At 70.9% G+C, this 22458-nt stretch carries 21 protein-coding genes; 9 read left to right on the forward strand and 12 right to left on the reverse strand.

Going from position 1 to position 22458, the window contains the following annotated elements; all coding sequences use genetic code 11:
• The first annotated feature begins 27 nt into the window (after nucleotides 1-27).
• A complete protein-coding gene (locus OG841_RS11845) occupies nucleotides 28-1557 on the forward strand; it encodes a helix-turn-helix domain-containing protein (protein WP_328641436.1) in 1530 nt (509 codons plus the stop codon).
• A gap of 281 nt (nucleotides 1558-1838) precedes the next feature.
• The gene (locus OG841_RS11850; protein ID WP_371564853.1) at nucleotides 1839-4490 is read left to right on the forward strand and encodes a WD40/YVTN/BNR-like repeat-containing protein; all 2652 of its coding nucleotides are present in this window, start codon (nucleotides 1839-1841) and stop codon (nucleotides 4488-4490) included.
• A gap of 34 nt (nucleotides 4491-4524) precedes the next feature.
• Here the strand turns inward: OG841_RS11850 and OG841_RS11855 are convergent, their stop codons facing one another.
• The 8 genes from OG841_RS11855 to OG841_RS11890 form a co-directional block, all read right to left on the reverse strand.
• The gene (locus OG841_RS11855) at nucleotides 4525-4935 is read right to left on the reverse strand and encodes an acetyl-CoA synthetase (RefSeq protein WP_365115577.1); all 411 of its coding nucleotides are present in this window, start codon (nucleotides 4933-4935) and stop codon (nucleotides 4525-4527) included.
• 241 nt (nucleotides 4936-5176) lie between these two features.
• Nucleotides 5177-6001, reverse strand: a complete 825-nt coding sequence (locus OG841_RS11860; protein WP_328641406.1) for an ATP/GTP-binding protein — start codon at nucleotides 5999-6001, stop codon at nucleotides 5177-5179.
• 70 nt (nucleotides 6002-6071) lie between these two features.
• A complete protein-coding gene (gene fabG, locus OG841_RS11865) occupies nucleotides 6072-6776 on the reverse strand; it encodes a 3-oxoacyl-ACP reductase FabG (RefSeq protein ID WP_328641405.1) in 705 nt (234 codons plus the stop codon).
• On the reverse strand, nucleotides 6776-7057 hold the full coding sequence (locus OG841_RS11870; protein ID WP_371564862.1) for a hypothetical protein: 282 nt from the start codon (nucleotides 7055-7057) through the stop codon (nucleotides 6776-6778). The genes fabG and OG841_RS11870 overlap by 1 nt, the downstream gene beginning before the upstream one ends.
• Complete coding sequence (locus tag OG841_RS11875; RefSeq protein ID WP_371564867.1) at nucleotides 7054-7653, reverse strand: hypothetical protein; 600 nt, start codon at nucleotides 7651-7653, stop codon at nucleotides 7054-7056. The genes OG841_RS11870 and OG841_RS11875 overlap by 4 nt, the downstream gene beginning before the upstream one ends.
• A gap of 172 nt (nucleotides 7654-7825) precedes the next feature.
• Nucleotides 7826-8839 carry an AvrD family protein gene (locus tag OG841_RS11880; RefSeq protein WP_371564869.1) on the reverse strand — a complete coding sequence of 338 codons (1014 nt, stop codon included), beginning with the start codon at nucleotides 8837-8839 and terminating at the stop codon, nucleotides 7826-7828.
• A gap of 266 nt (nucleotides 8840-9105) precedes the next feature.
• Nucleotides 9106-9588, reverse strand: coding sequence for a MarR family winged helix-turn-helix transcriptional regulator (locus OG841_RS11885; protein ID WP_328641401.1), 483 nt, complete (start codon nucleotides 9586-9588; stop codon nucleotides 9106-9108).
• Between the two features lie 372 nt (nucleotides 9589-9960).
• A complete protein-coding gene (locus OG841_RS11890; protein WP_371564875.1) occupies nucleotides 9961-11571 on the reverse strand; it encodes an MFS transporter in 1611 nt (536 codons plus the stop codon).
• Nucleotides 11572-11829: 258 nt separating this feature from the next.
• On the opposite strand from OG841_RS11890, the gene OG841_RS11895 reads away from it, so the two are divergent.
• Nucleotides 11830-12222, forward strand: coding sequence for a TOBE domain-containing protein (locus tag OG841_RS11895; RefSeq protein ID WP_371564879.1), 393 nt, complete (start codon nucleotides 11830-11832; stop codon nucleotides 12220-12222).
• 17 nt (nucleotides 12223-12239) lie between these two features.
• On the opposite strand, the gene OG841_RS11900 is transcribed toward OG841_RS11895, so the two are convergent.
• Nucleotides 12240-12929 carry a M24 family metallopeptidase gene (locus OG841_RS11900; RefSeq protein ID WP_328641399.1) on the reverse strand — a complete coding sequence of 230 codons (690 nt, stop codon included), beginning with the start codon at nucleotides 12927-12929 and terminating at the stop codon, nucleotides 12240-12242.
• Between the two features lie 212 nt (nucleotides 12930-13141).
• Between OG841_RS11900 and modA the strand changes: the two genes are divergently transcribed.
• The 3 genes from modA to OG841_RS11915 all read left to right on the forward strand — a co-directional run bounded on the left by modA (nucleotide 13142) and on the right by OG841_RS11915 (nucleotide 16097).
• Nucleotides 13142-13966 carry a molybdate ABC transporter substrate-binding protein gene (gene modA / locus OG841_RS11905; protein WP_371564885.1) on the forward strand — a complete coding sequence of 275 codons (825 nt, stop codon included), beginning with the start codon at nucleotides 13142-13144 and terminating at the stop codon, nucleotides 13964-13966.
• The gene (locus OG841_RS11910; RefSeq protein ID WP_328641397.1) at nucleotides 13963-14826 is read left to right on the forward strand and encodes an ABC transporter permease; all 864 of its coding nucleotides are present in this window, start codon (nucleotides 13963-13965) and stop codon (nucleotides 14824-14826) included. Before modA ends, OG841_RS11910 begins: the two co-directional genes overlap by 4 nt.
• A 179-nt stretch (nucleotides 14827-15005) precedes the next feature.
• Complete coding sequence (locus OG841_RS11915; protein ID WP_371564888.1) at nucleotides 15006-16097, forward strand: ABC transporter ATP-binding protein; 1092 nt, start codon at nucleotides 15006-15008, stop codon at nucleotides 16095-16097.
• A 1015-nt stretch (nucleotides 16098-17112) separates the two neighbouring features.
• Here OG841_RS11915 and OG841_RS11920 read toward each other — a convergent pair.
• On the reverse strand, nucleotides 17113-17550 hold the full coding sequence (locus OG841_RS11920; protein WP_371564891.1) for a DUF6299 family protein: 438 nt from the start codon (nucleotides 17548-17550) through the stop codon (nucleotides 17113-17115).
• 241 nt (nucleotides 17551-17791) lie between these two features.
• Between OG841_RS11920 and OG841_RS11925 the strand changes: the two genes are divergently transcribed.
• Nucleotides 17792-17986: a DUF5999 family protein gene (locus OG841_RS11925; RefSeq protein WP_365115595.1), complete on the forward strand. Its 195-nt coding sequence runs from the start codon at nucleotides 17792-17794 to the stop codon at nucleotides 17984-17986.
• Nucleotides 17987-18304: 318 nt separating this feature from the next.
• On the opposite strand, the gene OG841_RS11930 is transcribed toward OG841_RS11925, so the two are convergent.
• Nucleotides 18305-18703, reverse strand: a complete 399-nt coding sequence (locus OG841_RS11930; RefSeq protein ID WP_266558392.1) for a RidA family protein — start codon at nucleotides 18701-18703, stop codon at nucleotides 18305-18307.
• On the reverse strand, nucleotides 18700-19881 hold the full coding sequence (locus OG841_RS11935) for an acyl-CoA dehydrogenase family protein (protein WP_371564897.1): 1182 nt from the start codon (nucleotides 19879-19881) through the stop codon (nucleotides 18700-18702). Before OG841_RS11935 ends, OG841_RS11930 begins: the two co-directional genes overlap by 4 nt.
• Before the next feature lie 135 nt (nucleotides 19882-20016).
• On the opposite strand from OG841_RS11935, the gene OG841_RS11940 reads away from it, so the two are divergent.
• Nucleotides 20017-21609 carry an AMP-binding protein gene (locus tag OG841_RS11940; RefSeq protein WP_365115599.1) on the forward strand — a complete coding sequence of 531 codons (1593 nt, stop codon included), beginning with the start codon at nucleotides 20017-20019 and terminating at the stop codon, nucleotides 21607-21609.
• Nucleotides 21610-21624: 15 nt separating this feature from the next.
• Nucleotides 21625-22437: a PaaX family transcriptional regulator gene (locus tag OG841_RS11945; RefSeq protein WP_365115601.1), complete on the forward strand. Its 813-nt coding sequence runs from the start codon at nucleotides 21625-21627 to the stop codon at nucleotides 22435-22437.
• The last annotated feature ends 21 nt before the right edge of the window (nucleotides 22438-22458 follow it).

Raw genomic sequence — 22458 nt, forward strand, 5'->3', positions numbered from 1 at the left:
TCTCATATCTGAGATAACCTCAAGCTCATGGCAGACGACTACCTCGTACGCATCGGCAAGCTCATCCGTGACGCCCGGCAGCACCGAGGCTGGACACAGTCGCAGCTTGCCGAGGCGCTCGGCACCAGTCAGAGCGCCGTCAATCGCATCGAGCGCGGCAACCAGAACATCAGCCTTGAGATGATCGCCCGTATCGGTGAAGCACTGGACAGCGAAATCGTCTCTCTGGGCTACGCGGGCCCCATGCATCTGCGCGTGGTCGGCGGTCGTCGGCTGTCCGGCGCGATCGACGTCAAGACGAGCAAGAACGCGTGTGTGGCCCTGCTCTGCGCCTCGCTCCTCAACAAGGGGCGCACGGTGCTGCGCAGGGTCGCCCGCATCGAGGAGGTCTACCGCCTCCTGGAGGTGCTCAGCTCCATCGGGGTCCGCACCCGCTGGATCAACGACGGCGTCGACCTCGAACTCGTGCCGCCCGCCGAGCTGGACATGGACGCCATCGACGCCGAGGCCGCCGTCCGCACCCGCTCCATCATCATGTTCCTCGGTCCGCTGCTGCACCGTATGGACGGCTTCAAGCTGCCCTACGCCGGCGGCTGCGACCTCGGCACCCGGACCATCGAGCCGCACATGATCGCGCTGCGCCGGTTCGGTCTGGACGTCGCGGCGACCGAGGGCCAGTACCACGCGCGCGTGGACCGGTCGGTCCGCCCCGGCCGTCCGATCGTGCTGACCGAGCGCGGCGACACCGTGACGGAGAACGCGCTGCTCGCGGCCGCCCGCCACGACGGCGTCACCGTCATCCGCAACGCCTCCTCCAACTACATGGTCCAGGACCTGTGCTTCTTCCTGGAGGCCCTGGGAGTGAAGGTCGAGGGCATCGGCACCACCACCCTCACCGTGCACGGCGTACCGCACATCGACGTGGACGTCGACTACTCCCCCTCCGAGGACCCGGTCGAGGCGATGAGCCTGCTGGCCGCGGCCGTGGTGACGGAGTCGGAGCTGACCGTGCGCCGGGTGCCCATCGAGTTCCTGGAGATCGAGCTCGCGGTCCTGGAGGAGATGGGGCTCGACCACGACCGCACCCCGGAGTACTTCGCGGACAACGGCCGTACCCGACTGGTCGACCTCACGGTCCGGCCCTCCAAGCTGGAGGCGCCGATCGACAAGATCCACCCGATGCCGTTCCCCGGTCTGAACATCGACAACGTGCCGTTCTTCGCGGCCATCGCGGCGGTCGCGCAGGGCCAGACCCTCATCCACGACTGGGTCTACGACAACCGGGCGATCTATCTGACGGATCTGAACCGGCTGGGCGGGCGCCTCCAACTCCTCGACCCGCACCGGGTGCTGGTGGAGGGCCCGACCCGCTGGCGTGCCGCCGAGATGATGTGCCCGCCTGCCCTGCGCCCCGCCGTGGTCGTCCTGCTGGCGATGATGGCGGCCGACGGCACGTCCGTGCTGCGCAACGTCTATGTCATCAACCGCGGCTATGAGGACCTGGCCGAGCGGCTCAACTCGGTGGGGGCGCAGATCGAGATCTTCCGGGACATCTGACCGCCTTCGGTGCCCTGCTCCCGGGTGACCCCGGCCCGTCCGCCCGTCGTTGGCGCAGGTCGGGGTCGAGGGCTGCACGGCCACCCTGGCGTGGGGCGCCGGATTCTTCGTCGACGGTGCCCGACAAGAAGCGCTTCCCTGCCGCCAACCTTTCCCCCGGTCGACATCCCGTACACGAAGTGGCAGGACCCGGTCAAAGGCTTCCCAAGTTCCGGACACTTCCTCCCACCCATGGTCGGGTCCCAACGAAGGCCGTACGTATGCCTGTTTGGGAGGACCTCGTGTCAGCACCGACCCGTAAGAGACGATGGCTCACGACCTGGGCCATCACCGCATCCGCCGCACTCGTGGCGATACCGGCAAGCGCCGCGTCCGGCCAGAGCAACAGCCCCTTCGGCGCCCGCACGCTCGCTCGACTCGCCGCCGAACGCGCGGACTCGGTGGGCGCCATGAGCCCCAAGGCGAAGGCCGAGGACGGTGACGGCGACGACGGCAACGAGGCCGACGAGATAGCCGAGGGCGCGGACCAGTACGCCGAGGCGCGCACCTCGCCCGGCATCGTCGCGCCGGGCGCCTACGGCGCCGCTTGGTCCGACCTGACGAAACTGCCGAGCAGCGGCGGCAGTTGGCGCAACGTCACCGACCTGCCGTACAACTCCGACGACTCGCGCTACCGCGACATCGACTCCAACTCCAGCGGCGGCTCCGGCAACGTCACCGGCCGGATGGCGGCGATCGCCGCCGACGACGACGGGTACGTGTACGCGGGCAGTGCGGGCGGCGGCGTATGGCGGTCCCGGTCCGGCGGCGGACACTGGCAGTCGATCAGCGACCCGCTGCCGGCCCAGTCCACCGGCGCGCTCGCGCTCGACGGAACCGGCCGACTGTGGCTGGGCACCGGCGAGGCGACCACCAACGCGGACGCCTACCTCGGCAGCGGCGTCTATGTCCTGTCCCACCCGCACCACGGCACCTTCTCCACCCGCAGCCGGGTAGGCGGCGACGAGCTCGAGTCCACCAGCATCCACGAGCTGCGCTTCGGCGGCGGCAAGGTGTGGGCGGCGACCAGCGAGGGCGTGTGGAGCCACTCCACGAAGACGCTGAAGGGCGCCTGGAAGCTGGAGTTCGCGCCCAACCCCGACTATCTGCCGGGCCGTTCGGAGGCCGACGACCCCGACGCGCCGTACAAGAACATCGCCAACGACATCGCGATCGACCCGAAGAACCCGAGCAAGGTCGTGCTCGCGGTGGGCTGGCGCAGCGGTGACGACTACAACGGCTTCTACACCAAGGGCGCGGGCGGCGCCTGGACGCGGATCACCAGCGGCCTGGGCGACCTGCCCGCCGACGCGGACAACGTCGGCAACGTCACCTTCGCCCGCTCCGCCGACGGCTCCCGCTACTACGCCATCGACCAGTCACCGGAGCAGCTGAACACCAACCCGGACAGCGGTCTGGAGGGCATCTACGTCTCCAAGTCCGGCTCCCCCACCGGACCTTGGACGAAGATCGCCGACTACCAGGGCCTGGCCGCCGACGGCTCCGCGCTCACCACCAGCGGCTACATGCCGGGCGTGCAGGCCTGGTACAACCAGTTCCTGACGGTCGACCCGGCGAACGCGGAGCACGTGTACGCGGGTCTGGAGGAGGTCTACGAGACCAAGGACGGCGGCAGCACCTGGTCGACCGTGGGCCCGTACTGGAACTTTTCCTTCCCCTGCTGGAACATCGACCCGGCCAAGCAGACCGGTGACTGCAACCAGACCACCCACTCCGACCAGCACGGCGTGGCGATCGGCAGCTACCACGGCAAGAGCTTCGTGTACGTCGGCAACGACGGCGGCGTCTACAAGCGGCCGGTCAACGGCTCCCAGGACACCTCCGGGCACGCCACCGACTGGACCTCGCTGAACGACGGCACCATCGACACCCTGCAGTACTACTCGGTGGGCATCGGCAAGGACCTGGACCACGGCGGCGTCTCCGTGACGGGCGGCCTTCAGGACAACGGCCAGTCCGTCCTGCGCAGCAACGACCGTGTGATGGGCTCCAACTTCGGCGGGGACGGCGGCGACACGCTCACCGACCCGGCCAACGGGTGCAACATCGCCGAGGAGTACGTCTACCTCTCCATCCAGGTGACGCAGAACTGTGCCGTCAACGACGGCAGTTGGATCGACGATGCCGCCAAGGCCACGTCGTACAACGTCGCCCCGGCCGACAACGCGACCAGCGAGGCCCGCTTCATCGCCCCGCTCACGGCCGACGCCAAGAACCCCTCGACCTGGATCGCGGGCGGCCGTCACGTGTGGGTGCAGACCCATGGCTACGCCATCCGCAGCGGCAGCGAGTGGACCAGCCTGTACGACCTCGGCGAAGGCCGCACCGCGACCGCCGTCGCCACCTCCGGCGGCAAGGTCTACGCGGCCTGGTGCGGGCCCTGCAACAACCAGGGCTTCGCCCGCGGGATCTCCGTCGGCAATACGGACGGCACCGGATGGCACGACATCGCGCTGCCGGTGGACGGGACCGTGCCCAACCGTTACCTCAGCGGCTTCGCCGTCGACCCGAAGCACGCCGACCACGTCTACCTCACGGTCAACGGCTTCTCCCGGCAGTGGACCGAGGGGCCGGGCGCGGGCGTGGGTCACGTCTTCGAGTCCAAGGACGGCGGAACCACCTGGAAGGACATCTCGAAGAACCTCCCCGACGTGCCGGCCGACTCCGCGGTCGTCACGCCGAACGGTGGTCTCGCCGTGGGCACCGACCTCGGCGTCGTCTACCGGGCGCCGGGACGTACGACCTGGCAGCGCGTCGGCAACCTCCCGGCGGTCGCCGTGCTCCAGGTGAAGCTGAGCCCCGACGGCAGCACGCTGTACGCGGCCACCCACGGCCGCGGCATCTACACGATCAAGGTGCGCGACTGCGGCTGACAACGGCGCGACAGGGGTGGCCCCGCTTCCGGGGTCACCCCTGCGTCGGATAGGGCACCACGTCCACGTGCAGTGTGAACGCGACCCGCGCCGCGCCCGCCACGTCCGGCGCCTTCGCCCGCGCGGTGACCTGGGCCGTACCGCCCCGGGTGCCCGCGCACCGCAGCGAGGCGCGGGCCGTGCCGTCCGCGTCCACCCGCCAACCGGACGCCAGGACGAAGGCCGGCGCGGAACTGAGCACGGCCGTCCACCGCCTGTCGTCCGCCCGGGGCTCCAGGACGAGGGACACGACGGCTCCCGGCCGCAGGCACAGCCGCTGGACGACCGCGTCCCCGGGCCTGAAGAGGACCTCCGCGCGCCCGGACACACAGCGCGCCGCCGACGGAGACGGCGCGGCGGCCGAGCCGGACGGGTTGTCGGACGGGCTCCCTCCAGTCGGGCTCACGGACGGGGACGGGGACGGAGCGGCGGACGCGCGCGTCGACGTGCCCCCCGACGGCTCTGTCGCACCGCCGCTCCCTCCCGAAGGCCCCGTAGGCCCTCCCGCCGACGTACCGCACGCCACCAGGACGGCCGCCCCGGCCACCGCCCACACTCCGGCCCACCACCGCATTCCGGCACCTCCTGGCCCTCGTACGGACACCAGCATGCCTCTTCGACGCGGATCCGGGGCCGCTCGTCCGTGGTCAGAAGCGCATCGCGTACGAGATACGGCGGCGCAGGGACTTGGTGCGCTGTGCCTCGTGGAACCGGTCGTCCTGTTCCAGGACCTCGGTGGCCTCGCGGACCCGGACGCCGGCCCGGTCGATGGCCTCGTCGAGCGGCATCACCAGCGGCAGGCCGAAGATGTCCACGATCTGCGCCACCCGCTCGCGGACACTGCCGCCCACGACGTGGTACGGGATCTGCAGCTCCTCGAGGGTCTCGATCAGCAGGTCGTCGGAGAGTTTCCGGAACTTCTCCGACACCGGCCGGTGGCCGTCGGCCTTCATGGCGAACTCGACGGGGAGGTGGACGTAGGCGTCGTAGATCCGCTTGGCGCGCGCCTTGGTGACGGCGCCGTAGGCGTCCATGTACTGGCGGTAGAACCGCTTCACCGGCAGCCCGGCGATGTTCTTCGCCGTCTTGACCAGGAGGTTGGCCCCCGGGTTGATGCCGACCCGCATCCGTGCCTCACCGTAGATCCACTCGTGGATCACGGAGCCGTCCGAGATGAACGGCCCCGCGCCCGACTCGTGGTGGATGCGCTCCTCGAGCCGTCGCAGCCCGAGCATCGTCAGCTCCGACGCGGTGAGTTCCTGGACCTGTTTGCCCGGGACGAGGTCCATCAGGATCTCGCGCGAGGTCATGGCGTGGGTGCGCGGTATGCCGGTCGCCATCGACAGGGCCTCGGTCGTGGTGCTCTTGCCGCTGGAGTAGGTGCCGGAGATGGCCAGGTGAAGGCCTCGTTCCCCGGAGGGTGCCGCGGAGGGTGAGGCGGCCTGCACGGCCGGGGTGCTGGTGTCACTCATGGTGTGTTCCTTCTCGTCTCAGGTGTGATGGCGACAGCCGGGGTGACCGGGACCGCCGGGCGGCTTCGGGTCATCCGCCCAGGCCCAGGCCGCCGCTGACGGGCAGGACGGCACCGGTCACATAGCGGCCCGACTCGCCGGTCAGATACCGCACCGCCGCGGCGACGTCCGCCACCTCCCCGGCGTGGCCCAGCGGGGTGATGGCCAGCAGGTGTTCGCGCCGACGGTCGGTGATCCCACGGCTCATGTCCGTGTCGATCAGCCCCGGCGCGACGACGTTGACCGTGATGTTGCGGGGACCGAGCTCCCAGGCGAGGGAGCGGGCCATGCCGAGCATTCCGGCTTTGGAGGCCCCGTAGTTGACCTGTCCCGGCGCGCCGTACGCGTACGTCATCGAGGACATCAGGACGATCCGGCCCCAGCGGGCCCGCACCATGCCGCGCACGGCGCGCCGCACGGCACGGAAGGCGCCGTGCAGGTTCACGTCGATGACGTCGGTGAAGTCCCGCTCGTCCATGCGCAGGAACAGGCCGTCGCGGGTGATGCCCGCGTTCACGACGAGTACCTCGACCGGCCCGTGCTCCGCCTCCACCTTCTCGAACGCGGTGTCGATGCTCTTCGGGTCCGTCATCTCCGCGCGCACGGCGAACAGTCCGTCGGGCGGTTCGGTGTCGCGGTGGGTGATGGCGACGCGGTCGCCGTCCGCGGCAAGAGCGCGCGCGACGGCGAGTCCGATGCCGCGGTTGCCGCCGGTGACCATGACTGAACGTCCCATCAGTGACTCCTCCGGCCCACGGCGTCGTCCCCGTGATCCGCGGGGCGCCGATCGGTGACCCGCCAGTGGGCGAACCTGAGATTCGCGGCCGCGGTGACGACGATGAGCGAGCCGATCTCCCCGTGGCTGGGCACGCGGCCGGAGCCGTTCGGGAGGCCGGGGCACAGGTCGCTGTCGTCCGCGCCACCGTGCGGGTCGTCCTCGTGATCGTGGTGAGTGCCGATGGCGGGGTGTGTTTCATGCCGTGTTTCGTGCCGTGTTTCGTGCCGTGTGCCGGTCATCGGTCCGCCTCGCTTCCGCGGCCCGCGGCCGCGCAGTGCTGCGCGCCCTCGACGAAGAGGTGCTCCACGGCCGCCGCGAGCCGGCCCGCGGTCAGCGCGTTGGGCAGGATGCGCCGGGCGAAACGGGGGCTCGGCGGCAGTCCGTCCTGCCTCTCCTCGGTCATCAGCGGCGGAAGGAGCGCCACCGGGGTACGGGACAGTGCCGCGTCGCTGTCTTCGAGGAAGCGGGCGGCGCGGTCGCGGTGCGCGTCCGGCAGCCAGTCGAGGAACGGCAGCCGCACCTCTACGACCTCGTCGTCCAGGAGTTCGCCGGAGCCGGTGCTGGTGCTGGTGCCGGTGCCGGTGCCGGTGCCGGCCATGAGGGACTCCAGCAGCCGGCAGGGCGCGGCCCGCAACTCCTGTCGCAGCAGCGGTATACGACGGTGGGCCTCGTCCAGCAGGACGAGCAGCGGCAGTCCCCTTTCTATGTGCTCGCGCACCATCGCCAGTTCATCCTCGTCCGGCCAAATTCCGGTGGGTGTCCAGTCCCCCGCACCGGGTTGCGGTGACGGCTCCTTCCAGAGCACACGGGCCGGCCCTTCGAGTACGACGAGCACTTCTCCGAAGCGTAACGTCGGCGAAAAACGCATGACTTATTGATCCCCCGTATTGTTGCTGCAATTTCCGTGATTCCGCACGGTCGGATTCCGACCGCCGTACCGCCAAAGGCATGGAATTTAATTTCCCCGTAATGCCGTGCCCATGACGATGTACCGGTGACGGGATTCGTCAGGCGGCGGTGGGCAGTCGGTGCGCGAGTGAGCACCGGCCGCTGATTCCGGCGAAGTCGTCGACGGCCAGATCCGAGGTGCGCCATGTCTGCCCGCCCATGGTGACGAGGCGGGTGCCGGCGGTGCGGACGGTCGTCGCGAAGCTCCGGCCGAGCGGTCGCACCGGCGTCTGTGCGCCGATGACGAAGCGCCTCATCCAGAGCGTGTCCGTGCTGCCCCGGAGCAGTCCGTCCTGGGCGTAGAGCAGGGCCTGGGCCAGTTGGGCCACTCCGACGAGCGCGTCGACCGGCGAGACGGAAGGTCCGTAGGCCGCTTCCGCCCCGTGGGTCTCCGGGTCCGTCCGGGTGGCTACGACACGCTGGTGGCCCTGGATGAGCTGCTGGTCCAGGTCGACGTGGACGTGGTCCGCGTACTGGTTGCGGTTCTTGTAGCCGTGGCCGTAATGCCGGGCGCTCGCCGGTCCCAGGGCCTGCGAGGCGTCGGCGTGAGCGACGGGGCCGCGGGCTCCGTCGCCTTGCTCGTGCGCGAGTGTGCAGCGCACGCGCAGTCCGCCGACCCGGCAGACGAAGGTCGTGCCGGTGAGGGCGGAGTGCTCGCGATCCAGGGTGTCGGACGCGAGGAGCCGGCCCTCCACCGGGAAGTCCGCGAGGTCCTCGTGCGGAGAGCTCCCGGCGCGCACGTCGGCGTGCCGCAGCCAGGTGCGACGCTGTTGGGCGGCCGTCAGTCCGAAGGCTCGGCCGATGTGCACCTCGGCCAGGGTCACGGCCAGTACCAGTGCGTCGATGCTGCTGAGATGGGGCCGCAGTTCGTCGGTGCCCGACTTGCGGGACCAGTCCTGTGGATACGTCAGGGTGCCCCGCGCGGTGATGAGCGCTCCCGGGTCGGCCGAGCCGTCGGTGGTGATGTCCCTGAGGTCCTGCTCGACTCGCTTGTAACCGCTTCCGAAGAAGCGCGCACTGCCCGGACCGAGGCAGCTGTCAAAAGATCGGTAGAATAAATCCTTACTGTTCATTCCCCCGTTTACCTCTCCCCGTGTCGCGGGCTTGACCCGCGTACCGGAGCCGCCAAGATTCGATCGGCTCTGGACATGAAAACACTAACACAGTCAAGTTGGGGCACAGCAAGGAATCAAGGCGCCTTGTGACGCTCCGCACAATAGCGCCGAAAGGTGTATCAGAAGAGTGGACTGACCAATTCCATAATTAGATCAAAGAGGAACGATCCAAGAAAGGCGGATTCCGGAATTCCAGTAAACAAGAACGGGAACGGGGAGGCGCACTAGCAGGCGATCACACGCGGCCAGCGATCGGCGAGCAGTTCGCCGAGCAGCGTCCTCAACCGCTCACGGTCGGCCTCGGGTACGGCGGCCAGGAAGTCCCGCTCGACCTGGTCGACCGCGTGCCCGGCGCGCTCGAGAGCCTGCCGGCCGCCGTCGGTGAGGCTCAGGATGTAGCGCCTGCGGTCCGACGGGTTGCGGCGGCGCTCCACATGGCCCGCGCCCTCCATCTCGTCGACCAGCGCGACCATGGTTGTCGGGTCCAGGTTGAGCAGTCGGCTCAGGTCCTGCTGGGAGAGGCTGAGGCCGCTCTCCAGGGCCGCGAGGACGTAGAAGTGGCGCACGCGCATTCCCTGCGCGGCCAGTGCCCGTTCGGCGTCCTCCATCAGGAGCACGCCGGCCTTGTGCAGCAGGTATCCGGTTCTGCGGACGAGGGGCAGGTCGAGCCCGGCGGGCTCCGCCGGGCCGGGCATCGCCTGTGTCATGCGGACCGCTCCCCTTGTCGCCGAGATGACCGCGCCGGGCAGACCGGGGACCGTCGGCCGTGCCGAGCGTCCCCTGTGCCGATCGTCGGTTCTTTGAAGGGTACTGGCCGTGGTGTCGGCCTCCAAGACCGGGCAGCCGCGCTCACCGCCCACGGCTGCCCGGTCCCTGTGCGGTCCCTCAGTACGATCCGCCGGCCGGCTCCTGACCGTGCCCCGCAACGCGTGCGGCAGGCACGGCGATCTCCTCGGAGCCCTCGCCGCCCTCGCCCGGGGCGGCCGCAGGAGACTCGGCGACCGTCGACGTTCCCGTACGGGCACTCTCGTGGAGGTCCCGGTTGCGGACGAAGGCGAACCCCACCGCCGTGCAGTCCCTCAGTACGATCCGCCGGCCGGCTCCTGACCGTGCCCCGCAACGCGTGCGGCAGGCACGGCGATCTCCTCGGAGCCCTCGCCGCCCTCGCCCGGGGCGGCCGCAGGAGACTCGGCGACCGTCGACGTCCCCGTACGGGCACTCTCGTGGAGGTCCCGGTTGCGGACGAAGGCGAAGCCCACCAGCGCGCCGACGGCGGCGACCGCGGCGCAGATGAGCATGACGTCGGTCAGACCGTCCACGAAGGCGGTGCGTGCCGCCTCGTCGAGGGCGGGAACCAGGTCCCGGGGCGCCTGGCGCAGCGCTTCGGCCCCGCCGCCGGCCGCGACCGCCTCGCCGAAGTCGTGGGCGGCCGGGCCCAGTTGCCGCGCCGCCTCGGACTCGACGAACAGATCCGTCACTCGGCTGTGGAAGACGGCACCGAAGCCGGCGATGCCGATGGCGACGCCCACCTGCTGGAACGTCTCGCTGATGCCCGAGGCCATCCCCGCCTTGGACGGCTCCACGACGGCGATGGACAGCGAGGCACGCACGGGGTTGAACAGGCCCATGCCCACGCCGATCCCGAACATGCTCGGCAGCAGTGCGGTCCAGGCGGTGTCGGGACCGGTGAGCGCGACCAGCGCCAGTCCGACCGCGATGAGCGCGAGCGAAACCCCCATCAACAGCCGCTGCGGCACCCGGGTCGTCAGCGAGCCGGCGACGGCGGCCGCCACGAACAGGGTCAGGGTCAGCGGCAGGAAGCGCAGACCGGTCTCCCAGGGCGAGAAAGCCAGCACGTTCTGCACGTAGGAGACCAGGAGGAAGATCGCCGACATGGTCGCGGCCGCGCACAGCAGCGTGACGGCCGAGACTCCGTTGAACGTGACGTTCCTGAACAACGACAGCTGGAGCATGGCCCGTTCGCCGCGCCGCTTCTCGACGACGCCGAACACCACGAGCAGGACGACGGAGGCGAGAGCCATGGCCACGATCGGCGCGCTGCCCCATCCGTCGCTCTCGCCCCGCAGCAGCGCCAGGACCAGCAGGCTCAGCGCGCCGGAGAAGAGCACCAGGCCCCACCAGTCGAGGGCGGGCGCCGACTCCTGGCGCCATTCACGCATCCGCAGCAGGCTGATGACGAGGGCGATCAGCCCGACCGGAACGTTGACCAGGAAGATCCACCGCCAGCCGAGTCCATCGGTGAGCGCACCGCCGATCAACGGCCCGAAGGCGATGGACAGGCCGACGACACCGCCGAAGACACCGAAGGCCTTGCCGCGTTCCTGTCCCTGGAACTCCTGCCCGATCAGCGCGGGGCCGACGGCGAAGAGTACGGCGCCCCCGAGGCCCTGCACACCGCGGGCGACCGAGAGCATCACGTCGTCACCCGCGAGCCCGCAGGCGAGCGAGGCCAGCAGGAAGACGACGAATCCGACGTTGAAGACGCGCTTGCGGCCCAGCCTGTCGGCCAGCGATCCGGCCGTCAGCAGCACCGCGGCGAGCCCCAGCGCGTATGCGTCCAGCACCCACTGGAGCGAGGTGAAGCTCGCGTCGAAGGCCTCGCGGATGTCCGGTAGCGCGACGTTCACCACGGTCAGGTCGAGCAGCAGCATGAACGTGGCTACGCACACGACGGCCAGCGTCCACCCCCGGCCGCCGGAGCCGAGTGCCTCTTGGGGCGGCCTGGTCGTTCGTTCGTCCATCATTCCCCCGGTTCAGTGATCAAGATTCTCAATCATCGGAAACGTCGATGATTTGAAAAGCTATGAATGAGCCGGGTCACCTGTCAATGGAGGCAGGGCCTTTCGGCCAGTAGCGGGCTGGAAAGCGCGGCTTCGCGCGATGATCCGGGGCGGTCCCGCCGGTGTTGATCGCCTATCTTGGCGCGTATGCAGTCCTACACGATCGGCCAGGCGGCGCGTCTGCTCGGAGTGAGCCCGGACACCGCGCGGCGGTGGGCGGACGCCGGCCGGGTGGCCACCCATCGGGACGAGACCGGACGACGCCTCATCGACGGGAGGGACTTGGCCGCGTTCTCCGTGGAGTTGGCCAAGAGCGGCGGCGACGAGGAGACCTCGTACACCTCGGTCCGCAACGCCTTTCCCGGGATCGTCACGGCCGTGAAGCTGGGCGATGTCGCGGCCCAGGTGGAGATCCAGGCAGGCCCGCACCGACTGGTGTCACTACTGACGCGGGAGGCCGTGGAGGAACTCGGCCTGGAGGTCGGGGTGGAGGCCACGGCCCGCGTGAAGTCGACGAACGTGCACATCGATCGCGCCTGACCGGGAGTCGTGCGGGGTCAGAGGGTGAGCAGTTCCTCGTGGAAACCGCCGAACCGCCGTTCCGTGTCGACGAGATGGACCTCCAGGATCCAGTGGCAGCGGCGTCCGGCCTTGTCGGTACGGCGCAGTGGGGTGCCGTTGGCGGGCGCGATGTACGACTCCACGTCGGCGCCGTCGATCCACTCGTGCGGGAACTCGCCGACCAGGTGGCCCGCGTGCCAACCCCCCAGTTTCCAGCCGGACTTGGCGGCCAGCCGCTCGATCTCGGCGTACAGCCGTGCGCCGGTGATGTCCGGGTCGGCCTCGAAGCGGCTCCGGCCCGCGGCGAAGATCTTCGGCAGGTCGTCGCGGAGGCGGTGCTTGACCGGGTCGTCACCGAGGACGAAGGTCCGGCCGAAGTCGGCCTCGTACTCCTCGAAGATCGGGCCGAAGTCGGCGAAGACGATGTCGTCCGTGCCGATCACCCGGTCCGGCGGGTTCTCCCGGTACGGCTCGAGCGTGTTCGGTCCGGAGCGCACGATCCGCTTGTGCCAGTGCCGAGTGGTGCCGAACAGCTCGTTCGCCAGGTCCCGGATCCGGTCGCTGACCGCCCGCTCCCCCTCCCCCGGCGCCACCAGCCCGCGCTCCTCGATCGCCGCGAAGAGCCGAACGGCCTTCGCCTGTGCGTCCAGCAGTCGTGCCGCGCGCGTGGGTTCGTCGTCCGCCATGGAGGCGAACGTAATCACCGGGATCGCCCCCCGGCAACGGAATTGCCGCATCCCGTACAAACGCACATGCCACCCTGATCAATCAGGTTCCAAGCTCATGCGATGCGACAGAAGACTTTCACCTCGCATCTGCGCCAGTATCGTGGATCGTGGAAGGTCCGCCAGGACCGCAGGTGAATGTGTCCGTCAGGACCAGAGGGAGTGGACCCGTGATGACCCGTACCGCGCGTCGGAACCACCGGACCCTGCAGGTGACCGGGGCGGGCGTCGCCGCGCTGCTGGCCCTCGGCGCCTGCTCGTCGTCCGACTCGGGCTCCTTGTCCACGACGTCGGGCTCGTCCGGGTCCACCTCGGACAAACTCACCGGCACGGTGACCGTCTTCGCCGCGGCCTCCCTCCAGGAGAGCTTCACGACGCTGGGCAAGCAGTTCGAGCGGGCCCACCCCGGCACGAAGGTGACCTTCAGCTTCGGCGGCAGCGACTCGCTCGCCGCGAGCATCACCGGCGGCGCCCCGGCGGACGTGTTCGCCTCGGCCAGCCCCAAGACGATGAAGATCGTCACGGACGCCGGGGACGCCTCCGGCACGCCCGTCACCTTCGTGCGCAACCAGCTGGAGATCGCCACCCTGCCCGGCAACCCGGACAAGGTCGCGTCGCTGAAGGACCTCACGAACCCGGCCCTGAAGGTCGTGCTGTGCGACAAGGAGGTGCCCTGCGGTGCCGCCGCCCAGAAGGCGCTCGACGCGAGCGGGCTGAAGCTCACGCCGGTCTCCTACGAACAGGACGTCAAGGCCGCGCTGACGAAGGTCGAGCTGAAGGAGGCCGACGCGGCCGTCGTCTACAAGACCGATGTGCACGCCGCGGGTGACAAGGTGGGGGGCGTGGAGTTCCCCGAGTCCGCCGACGCCGTCAACGACTACCCGATCACCCTGCTCAAGGACGCACAGCACACCGACACCGCCAAGGCGTTCATCGCACTCGTGCGGTCCGCCGAGGGCCAGAAGGTCCTGACCGAGGCCGGGTTCCTGAAGCCGTGACCCGCGCAGACCTGTCCGAGGCCGCGACCGAGACCCTCCGGGGCGGGCCGCGGCGCCGGCGTGTCCGGACGGGTGCGGTCGGCCGCGGTGTGCCGCTGCCACTGCTCGTGCCGGCGCTGATCGGTCTGGCGTTCCTGATCGTGCCGCTGGTCGCGCTTCTTGTACGGGCGCCCTGGAGCAGCATGCCCGAGCAGCTGACCAGCGCCGATGTGTGGCAGGCGCTTCAGTTGTCCCTGGTCTGCGCCACGGCCGCCACCGCGGTGAGCCTGGTCATCGGGGTTCCGCTGGCCTGGCTGCTGGCCCGCGTCGAGTTCCCCGGCCGCGGCCTGGTCCGAGCCCTGGTGACCCTGCCGCTCGTCCTGCCGCCGGTCGTCGGCGGTGTCGCGCTGCTCATGGCGCTGGGCCGCAACGGGGTCGTGGGCAAGTGGCTCGACGCCTGGTTCGGGATCACGCTCCCCTTCACCACGGCCGGGGTCGTGGTCGCCGAGGCGTTCGTCGCGATGCCGTTCCTCGTCATCAGCGTGGAGGGCACTCTGCGGGCCGCAGACCCGCGGTACGAGGAGGCGGCGACGACCCTGGGTGCCTCCCGCTTCACGGCGTTCCGCCGGGTCACTCTGCCGCTGATCGCACCGGGCATCGCCGCGGGTGCGGTACTGGCCTGGGCCCGGGCGCTGGGTGAGTTCGGCGCGACGATCACTTTCGCGGGCAACTTCCCGGGCCGTACCCAGACGATGCCGCTCGCCGTCTACCTCGCCCTCCAGAGCGACCCGGAGGCGGCCGTCGCCCTCAGCCTGGTCCTCCTGGCCGTTTCGGTGGCGGTGCTGGCGGGGCTGCGCGATCGATGGATGACGGCGGGGTGAGCGATATGGGCGGGGGCGGGGCGGGCGGGCTCGGTGGTGGAGGGACTGCTGGGGCCGGTGAAGGCTGGGCCTGCGGCAGCGCGAGCAGTCCGACGGCCGAGACCAGTGACGGCCCGACCAGTGGCAGCCGACCGGCGGGAGCCAAGGCCCCCAGGCCGACGGGGAGCGGAGCGCGCCCGATGATCGAGAAGACTCAAGCCGCCGTGCCCGGCGTCCGCCCCGGCACCGCCCTCGACGGCCTCGACGCCCGTCTCGTCGTGGACCGCGGCGCCTTCCGCCTCGACGTCTCGCTCACCGTCGCCCCCGGCGAAGTCGTCGCCCTGCTCGGTCCGAACGGTGCCGGAAAGACCACCGCCCTGCGCGCACTCGCCGGTCTGACCCCGCTCACCGACGGTCATCTACGGCTGGACGGCGCCGCGTTGGAGCGCACACCGCCGGAATCCCGTCCCGTCGGTGTCGTCTTCCAGGACTACCTGCTCTTCCCGCACCTCACCGCCCTCGACAACGTCGCGTTCGGCCCGCGCTGTCAGGGCGCGACCAAGGCGATGGCCCGTGCGCGGGCCACCGCATGGCTGGAGCGCCTGGGTCTCGCCGACCACGCGGGCGCCAAGCCGCGCAAGTTGTCCGGTGGCCAGGCCCAACGCGTGGCCGTGGCCCGCGCGTTGGCGACCCACCCCCGGCTGCTGCTCCTCGACGAGCCCCTGGCCGCCCTCGACGCCCGGACCCGGCTCGAGGTACGTGCTCAACTGCGGCGCCATCTGGCGGAGTTCGAGGCCGTCGCCGTACTCGTCACGCACGACCCGCTGGACGCCATGGTCCTCGCCGACCGTCTCGTGGTCGTCGAGCACGGCGAGGTTGTCCAGGAAGGCGACCCGTCCCACATCGCCCGCCACCCGCGCACCGACTACATCGCCCAGCTGGTCGGCCTGAACCTCTACCGGGGCGAGGCCGACGGCCACACGGTCCGCCTCGAAGCCGGGCCCGCGCTCACCACCACCGACGCCCTCTACGGACCCGTGTTCGTCGCCTTCCCACCGAGCGCCGTGACTCTCCACCGTGAACCGCCCGCCGGCTCCAGCGCCCGCAACCACTGGCGCTGCGAGGTGGCCGGCCTGGAGACCCACGGCGACCAGATCCGCGCCGACCTCACCGGCGAGCTCCCCCTCGCAGCGGACCTCACCACGGTGGCCGCGGCGGAACTCGACCTGCACCCGGGCGCGGAGGTCTGGGCGGCGGTGAAGGCGGCGCAGACGCACGCGTATCCCGTGTGAGACGGCTCCGGCTCCCCGCTGATCATGCGCTGCTGGCGCTCCGGGCGAGGCGGACCGACAGGCTTGGAGCACCGCATCCCTGTGCACACCCGGAACACGCGATCGCTCCCCCTTCACCCGAACGGCCGCCCGGACAGGCTGCCCGGCCTGCCCGTCCCTAGCGTGAGGACATGCGGCGTGCGCCCGGCCGACCGGCCGCAGGACCCCAGATCGCCGGATCGCCGGATCGCAGCGCCGCAGAAACACAGGACCGCGGGGCCCCAGCTCGCAGGACGACAGGACGACATACCGCGGGATCGCAGGACCCACGCCCCAGGACCCAGACCTCAGGACTGCGGGACCCCGGGACCCCCGAAACCTCGGGACGCCCGGACCCCCGGGCCCCAGAACCTCGGGACCCCCCGGCCCCCCGAACCTCCGGACCCCAGAACCTCGGGACCTCGGGACCCCAGAACCTCGGGCCCCCCGGACCCCCGGACCCCAGAACCCCAGAACCCCAGAACCTCGGGACCCCCGGACCCCAGAACCTCGGGACCGCAAGAGCCCGGGACCCCAGGACCGCCGGACCCAGACCGCGTGACCGCGTGACCACGGGACCCCGAGACCGCCGGACCGCCGGCCCCCAGGTTCCCAGGTTCCCAGGCCCCCAGGCCCCCAGGCCCCCAGGCCCCCAGGAGGATCAGACCATGACGCCCGGCCAGGAGGAGCAGACCATGATCCCGGCCCCCCTCGACCACACCTCCGACGCGACGTCGGCCGTCCGATGACGGGCGCGGACCCCACCCCCGCGCTGCGCTGCGCGAGCCGGTACTCCGGCCCGCGGGACGGCGAGGAGTGCGGGGCCCGCGCCCGCTTCGAGATCTCCTGTCACGCGCGGCCACCGCTGCTCGTGTGTCCTCAACACCTGGGCCCCGCACTACTGTTGGCCGAGGGTGTGCTGTGGCCTCCGGAGATCAGACTGGTGCGGTGAGCCGCCGACGGGTGAGCGGGTCCCGCCGGCACACGTGGGCCGCGCTCAGCCCTTCGTCAACGTGACGTCCTGCTGCGCGGCCGCGTGGAAGCGGGGCAGCGGCAGGCCGCCCTCGGGGCTGAGTTCCATGAGGGTGGCCTCGACGTGGGCCTGGCCCGGTTCCAGGACATCGGAGCCGGGCGTGCCCGTGTTCTCCCAGCTGTGCTCCACGCCGTCGCACACCGCGCGCGTGCCGCCGATGCCCTGTCGGATCAGCGGGGAGCGCTGGCTCACGGAGGAGCTCACGAAGACGGGACCCGCACTCTCGGTGCAGCGGTAGGTGCCGGACAGGGTCACGGTGCCGTCCTCGGCGATACGGCCGACGGGGCCGACGGTGACGGTGTCGGACGCATCTGCGCTCGCGGGCAGCGCGGGGGCGGCCAGCAGGAACAGCGCGGCAGCGGTGGCGAGAGCGGAACGCAGGAGCAGGGGGCGGACGGACATGGTGTGTCTCCCGGTCGAGTGGAATGGGGGCCTCCACTGCTACCGGGAACACGCGCCGACAGCCGTGATCGTCACTCCTTTGGTGGCGAGTCCGCACCGAGCGTCGTGGAACCGTCCGAGAGATGTCCGCGTGTTGTCACGCTTCCTGCTGGACCGTTCCGATGGGCTCGCGACGGGAGCATGGTCTACCCATACGGACACGGACCCCATGGGGACGGTCCCACCAATGTGGAGGTGCGCCATGTGTTCTCACCAGTCTTCGTGCGCTTCGTCCGACGGCACCACCCCGCACATCGTCGCGGCCCACCCCGAGCAGGGCTGGAACCTGCTGTGCAACGGCGCGATCGTCTTCGACGACAGCGGCGAGCTGCTGCCCGACGGTCGGATCGTCGCCCCGCACCGGGTGCCGGCCGGACAGCTGGCCGTAGCCGCCTGATCGGTTCCCCGCCCTGCACTCCCGCGCCGCGGAGGCCTGGCGCTCCGGCTGGTCCTCGGCGATCGGCGTCCGCGAGCCCCCTGGGCCTCCAGAGCCACCCCTGCGGGAGAAGTCCGGCCGGGCGGCGACCGCGGATGCCGTGTCCCGCCTTCCGGATGCGCGTCCCCGCGACGCCGTAAGTCCCGCCGGGTCCCCGCGTCCGCCCGCAGCGCCCACAGCCGGCCGATCCCGACCGGCAGTCCGAGCAGCTGCTTCAGCCCGACGCCGACATCAGGAACGCCACCCCGGGCAACTTCCCGCCCCCCGGTGCGGGGCACGCTAGGGCAGCACCGCGAAGCCGTCGAGTTCCACCGCCGCCTGGTCGTCCCACAGCCGTACGACCTCCACGACCGCCATCGCGGGGTAGTCCCGGCCCGCCGACTCCCTCCAGATGCGGCCCAGTTCAGGGGCGTGGGTGCGGTAGGCGGCGATATCGGTGGCGTAGACGGTGACGCGGGCGAGGTCGGACGGAGTGCCACCGGCTGCCGCCAGGGCGGTGAGGAGGTTGTCGAGCGCCTTCTCGAACTGCTCCGGCAGGGATTCCCCGACCACCTTGCCGTCGGCGTCGAGAGCGGTCTGGCCCGCGAGGAAGACCAGCCGGGACCCGGTGGCGACGACCGCGTGCGAGAAGCCGGTGGGCGGGGACAGTTCGGGTGGGTTGATGCGCTCGGCGGTCATGAAGCCTCCATCGTCTTTACGGCTTCCTCGGCTTCCCCGGCTTCCCCGGCCTTCACGGTCGCCAGTTCCGCGTACAACTCCTTGGCGATGATGCCCCGTTGCACCTCGCTCGCCCCTTCGTAGATGCGCGGGGCGCGCACCTCCCGGTACAGGTGCTCCAGCAGATGACCGCGCCGCAGTGCGCGTGCGCCGTGCAGTTGGACCGCGCTGTCGACGACGTACTGCGCGGTCTCGGTCGCGAGCAGCTTCGCCATCGCCGCGCGCTTGGGCACGTCCGGGGCTCCTTCGTCGTACGCCGTGGCCGCCGCGTACACCATGAGGCGGGCCGCGTCCGTGCGCAGGGCCATCTCGGCGACCGTGTGCGCGACGCTCTGAAGGTCCCTCAACTTGCCGCCGAAGGCGTCCCGTCGGGAGGTGTGCGCGAGGGTCGCGTCCAGCGCCGCCTGCGCCATGCCGACCGCGAAGGCGCCGACACTGGGCCGGAAGAGGTTGAGGGTGCCCATGGCGACCCGGAAGCCGCGGTCGGCCTCGCCGAGGACGTCGTCGGCCCTCACCGGCACGGCGTCGAAGGCGAGGGCGCCGATGGGGTGCGGGGAGAGCATGTCGAGGCCGGTGCCGCTGAATCCGGGCCGGTCCGCGGGCACGAGGAAGGCGGTCACCCCGCGGGCGCCGGCGCCTGGGGTGGTTCGCGCGAAGACGGTGGAGAAGTCGGCCTCGGGGGCGTTGGAGATCCAGCACTTCTCCCCGGTGAGCCGCCAGCGGGAGGGGCCGTCGGGGACAGCGGACAGGGACAGCGCCGCCGCGTCCGACCCCGCGCCCGGCTCGCTGAGCGCGAACGCGGCCACCGCGCTGCCGTCGCTCACCGCCGGCAGCCAGCGCTCCCGCTGGGCCGGAGTGCCGTACGCGTGGACGGGGTGGGCACCGAGGCCCTGGAGGGCAAGGGCCGTCTCCGCCTCCGTGCAGGCGTACGCGAGGGATTCCCGCATGAGGCACAGGTCCAGCGCGCCGGAGGTGAACAGGCGCTCCAGGAGGCCCAGTCGGCCCAGTTCAGCGAGCAGCGGACGGTTCACACGGCCCGGCTCGCCCTTCTCCGCGAGTGGGCGCAGCCGTTCCGCGGCGAGGGTGCGCAGCTGCGCACACCGGGCGGTCTGGGACGGTTCGAGCGAGAATGCGGGCATTGCCGGTCCCCTCTCTCGACAGGGCCCTACGACAGTATCGCGTGCCGTTGACTGTCGTCACCAACACGATACGCTCCTTGTGCGAGCCCACCATCGACGCCCACAAGGCGGCCCACGGCAAGGGGGCGACCCGCCATGAACGTCTCGGCCCACGTCGACACCTTCGCGCGCGACCACCTCCCGCCCCCCGACCAGTGGCCGGAGCTCCGTTTCGACCTTCCGGAGCTGCGTTACCCCGATCGGCTGAACTGCGCCGCCGAGCTGCTGACGGGCCCACCCGACGACCGCCCGGTGTTCCACACCCCGGCGGGCGACACATGGACGTACGGCACGCTGCGTGCCCGCGTCGACCGGCTCGCGCATCTCCTCACCGGCGACCTCGGGGTCGTCCCCGGCAACCGTGTCCTGCTGCGCGGACCGACCACTCCCTGGCTCGCGGCCTGCTGGCTGGCCGTGCTGAAGGCGGGCGCGGTCGCCGTGACGGTGCTGGCCCAGCAGCGGCCGCACGAGCTGGCCACGATGTGCGAGATCGCGCGCATAGAGCACGCCCTGTGCGACATCCGCGCCGTCGACGATCTCGCCAAGGCCGAGATACCGGGCCTCAGGATCACGACGTACGGGGGCGACGCCCCCGACGACCTCCTGAACCGCGAGGCGCCCGGGACGCCGTACCCCGCCGTGGAGACCGCGGCCGACGACGTGGCGCTGATCGCTTTCACCTCCGGGACCACCGGGCGGCCCAAGGGCTGTATGCACTTCCACCGGGATGTGCTCGCGATAGCCGACACCTTCTCCAAACATGTACTCAAGCCACATGTGGACGATGTCTTCGCAGGCAGTCCCCCGCTCGGTTTCACCTTCGGACTCGGCGGCCTGGTGATCTTCCCGATGCGCGCGGGCGCCAGCTCGCTCCTGCTCGAACAGGCCGGCCCCCAGCAGCTGCTGCCGGCCGTCGCCGAGCACCGGGTCTCGGTCCTGTTCACCGCCCCCACCGCCTACCGCGCGATGCTCGACCAGCTCGACGCGTACGACGTCTCGTCGCTGCGCCGCTGTGTCTCCGCGGGTGAGAACCTGCCCGCGGCCACCTGGCGGGCCTGGCACGAGCGGACCGGGCTGGGGATTGTCAACGGCATCGGCGCCACCGAGCTGCTGCACATCTTCATCTCCGCCGCCGACGAGCACGTCCGGCCCGGGACGACCGGGGTGCCCGTACCCGGATGGCACGCGCGCGTGGTCGACGAGACAGGTCGGGAGAGGCCCGACGGCGAGCCCGGCCTGCTCGCGGTGCGCGGTCCCGTCGGCTGCCGCTACCTCTCCGATCCGCGGCAGGTGGAGTACGTGCGGGACGGCTGGAACATCACCGGCGACACATACATCCGCGAGAACGACGGGTACTTCCGCTATGTGGCGCGCGCGGACGACATGATCATCTCCGCCGGGTACAACATCGCCGGACCGGAGGTCGAGGACGCCCTGCTGCGGCACCCGGACGTGGTCGAGGCGGCCGTCGTGGGGCGGGCCGACGAGGCACGCGGTCAGGTGGTCGTGGCCTTCGCCGTCCTCAAGGAGGGCGCCGAGCGGGACGCCGAGGCGCTGCGCTCGTACGTCAAGACCGAACTGGCACCCTACAAATGCCCGCGCGAGATCGTCTTCCTCGACGCGCTGCCGCGCACGGCGACCGGCAAACTCCAGCGGTTCAGGCTGCGCACCGATGGTGACCAGCAGTGATCCACACGAACTAAGATGATCAACGTGTCCGACCAGCATGCACCACGGTCTCTCATCGTCACGCTCTACGGAGCCTACGGCCGCTTCATGCCGGGCCCCGTGCCCGTCGCCGAGCTGATCCGGCTGCTGGCCGCGGTCGGCGTGGACGCCCCCTCCGTACGCTCGTCGGTGTCCCGCCTCAAGCGGCGCGGCCTGCTGCTGCCGGCCCGCACGACACAGGGCTCGGCCGGGTACGAACTGTCGCACGAGGCCCGTCAGCTGCTCGACGACGGCGACCGGCGCATCTACGCGGTGACCCCGCCCGAGGACGAGGGCTGGGTGCTCGCGGTGTTCTCGGTGCCGGAGTCGGAGCGGCAGAAGCGGCACGTGCTGCGTTCACGGCTGGCCGGACTGGGCTTCGGCACGGCGGCCCCCGGGGTGTGGATCGCCCCGGCGCGCCTGTACGAGGAGGCCCGGCACACCCTTCAGCGGCTGCGGCTCGACCCGTACGTCGACTTCTTCCGCGGCGAACATCTCGGCTTCGCCGCGACCGTCGAGGCGGTGTCCCGCTGGTGGGACCTGGCCGCGATCGCCAAGGAGCACGAAGCCTTCCTCGACCGCCACGCGCGCGTGCTGCACGACTGGGAGGGCCGGGCCGACACCCCGCCGGAGGAGGCCTACCGCGACTACCTGCTCGCCCTCGACTCCTGGCGCCATCTCCCCTACTCCGACCCCGGCCTGCCCGCCCCGCTGCTTCCGGAGGACTGGCCGGGCCGGCGGGCGGCGGCGGTGTTCCGAGGGCTGCACGAGCGACTGCGGGACGCGGGCGCCGCCTTCGTCGGTCTGTGACCCCGGGCACATCACAGTCCC

The sequence above is a fragment of the Streptomyces canus genome (assembly GCF_041435015.1).
Lineage (GTDB): Bacteria > Actinomycetota > Actinomycetes > Streptomycetales > Streptomycetaceae > Streptomyces > Streptomyces canus_G.

Coding starts and splice junctions, on each gene's coding strand:
- OG841_RS11885 (WP_328641401.1), bottom strand. CDS start 9,588: ATGACACAGGCGATGCCCGGCCCGGCGGAGCCCGCCGGGCTCGACCTG.
- OG841_RS11935 (WP_371564897.1), bottom strand. CDS start 19,881: ATGCCCGCATTCTCGCTCGAACCGTCCCAGACCGCCCGGTGTGCGCAG.
- OG841_RS11940 (WP_365115599.1), top strand. CDS start 20,017: ATGAACGTCTCGGCCCACGTCGACACCTTCGCGCGCGACCACCTCCCG.
- OG841_RS11945 (WP_365115601.1), top strand. CDS start 21,625: ATGATCAACGTGTCCGACCAGCATGCACCACGGTCTCTCATCGTCACG.
- OG841_RS11925 (WP_365115595.1), top strand. CDS start 17,792: ATGTGTTCTCACCAGTCTTCGTGCGCTTCGTCCGACGGCACCACCCCG.
- modA (WP_371564885.1), top strand. CDS start 13,142: ATGACCCGTACCGCGCGTCGGAACCACCGGACCCTGCAGGTGACCGGG.
- OG841_RS11880 (WP_371564869.1), bottom strand. CDS start 8,839: ATGAACAGTAAGGATTTATTCTACCGATCTTTTGACAGCTGCCTCGGT.
- OG841_RS11870 (WP_371564862.1), bottom strand. CDS start 7,057: ATGACCGGCACACGGCACGAAACACGGCACGAAACACGGCATGAAACA.
- OG841_RS11930 (WP_266558392.1), bottom strand. CDS start 18,703: ATGACCGCCGAGCGCATCAACCCACCCGAACTGTCCCCGCCCACCGGC.
- OG841_RS11860 (WP_328641406.1), bottom strand. CDS start 6,001: ATGAGTGACACCAGCACCCCGGCCGTGCAGGCCGCCTCACCCTCCGCG.
- OG841_RS11895 (WP_371564879.1), top strand. CDS start 11,830: ATGCAGTCCTACACGATCGGCCAGGCGGCGCGTCTGCTCGGAGTGAGC.
- OG841_RS11845 (WP_328641436.1), top strand. CDS start 28: ATGGCAGACGACTACCTCGTACGCATCGGCAAGCTCATCCGTGACGCC.
- OG841_RS11900 (WP_328641399.1), bottom strand. CDS start 12,929: ATGGCGGACGACGAACCCACGCGCGCGGCACGACTGCTGGACGCACAG.
- OG841_RS11915 (WP_371564888.1), top strand. CDS start 15,006: ATGATCGAGAAGACTCAAGCCGCCGTGCCCGGCGTCCGCCCCGGCACC.
- fabG (WP_328641405.1), bottom strand. CDS start 6,776: ATGGGACGTTCAGTCATGGTCACCGGCGGCAACCGCGGCATCGGACTC.
- OG841_RS11920 (WP_371564891.1), bottom strand. CDS start 17,550: ATGTCCGTCCGCCCCCTGCTCCTGCGTTCCGCTCTCGCCACCGCTGCC.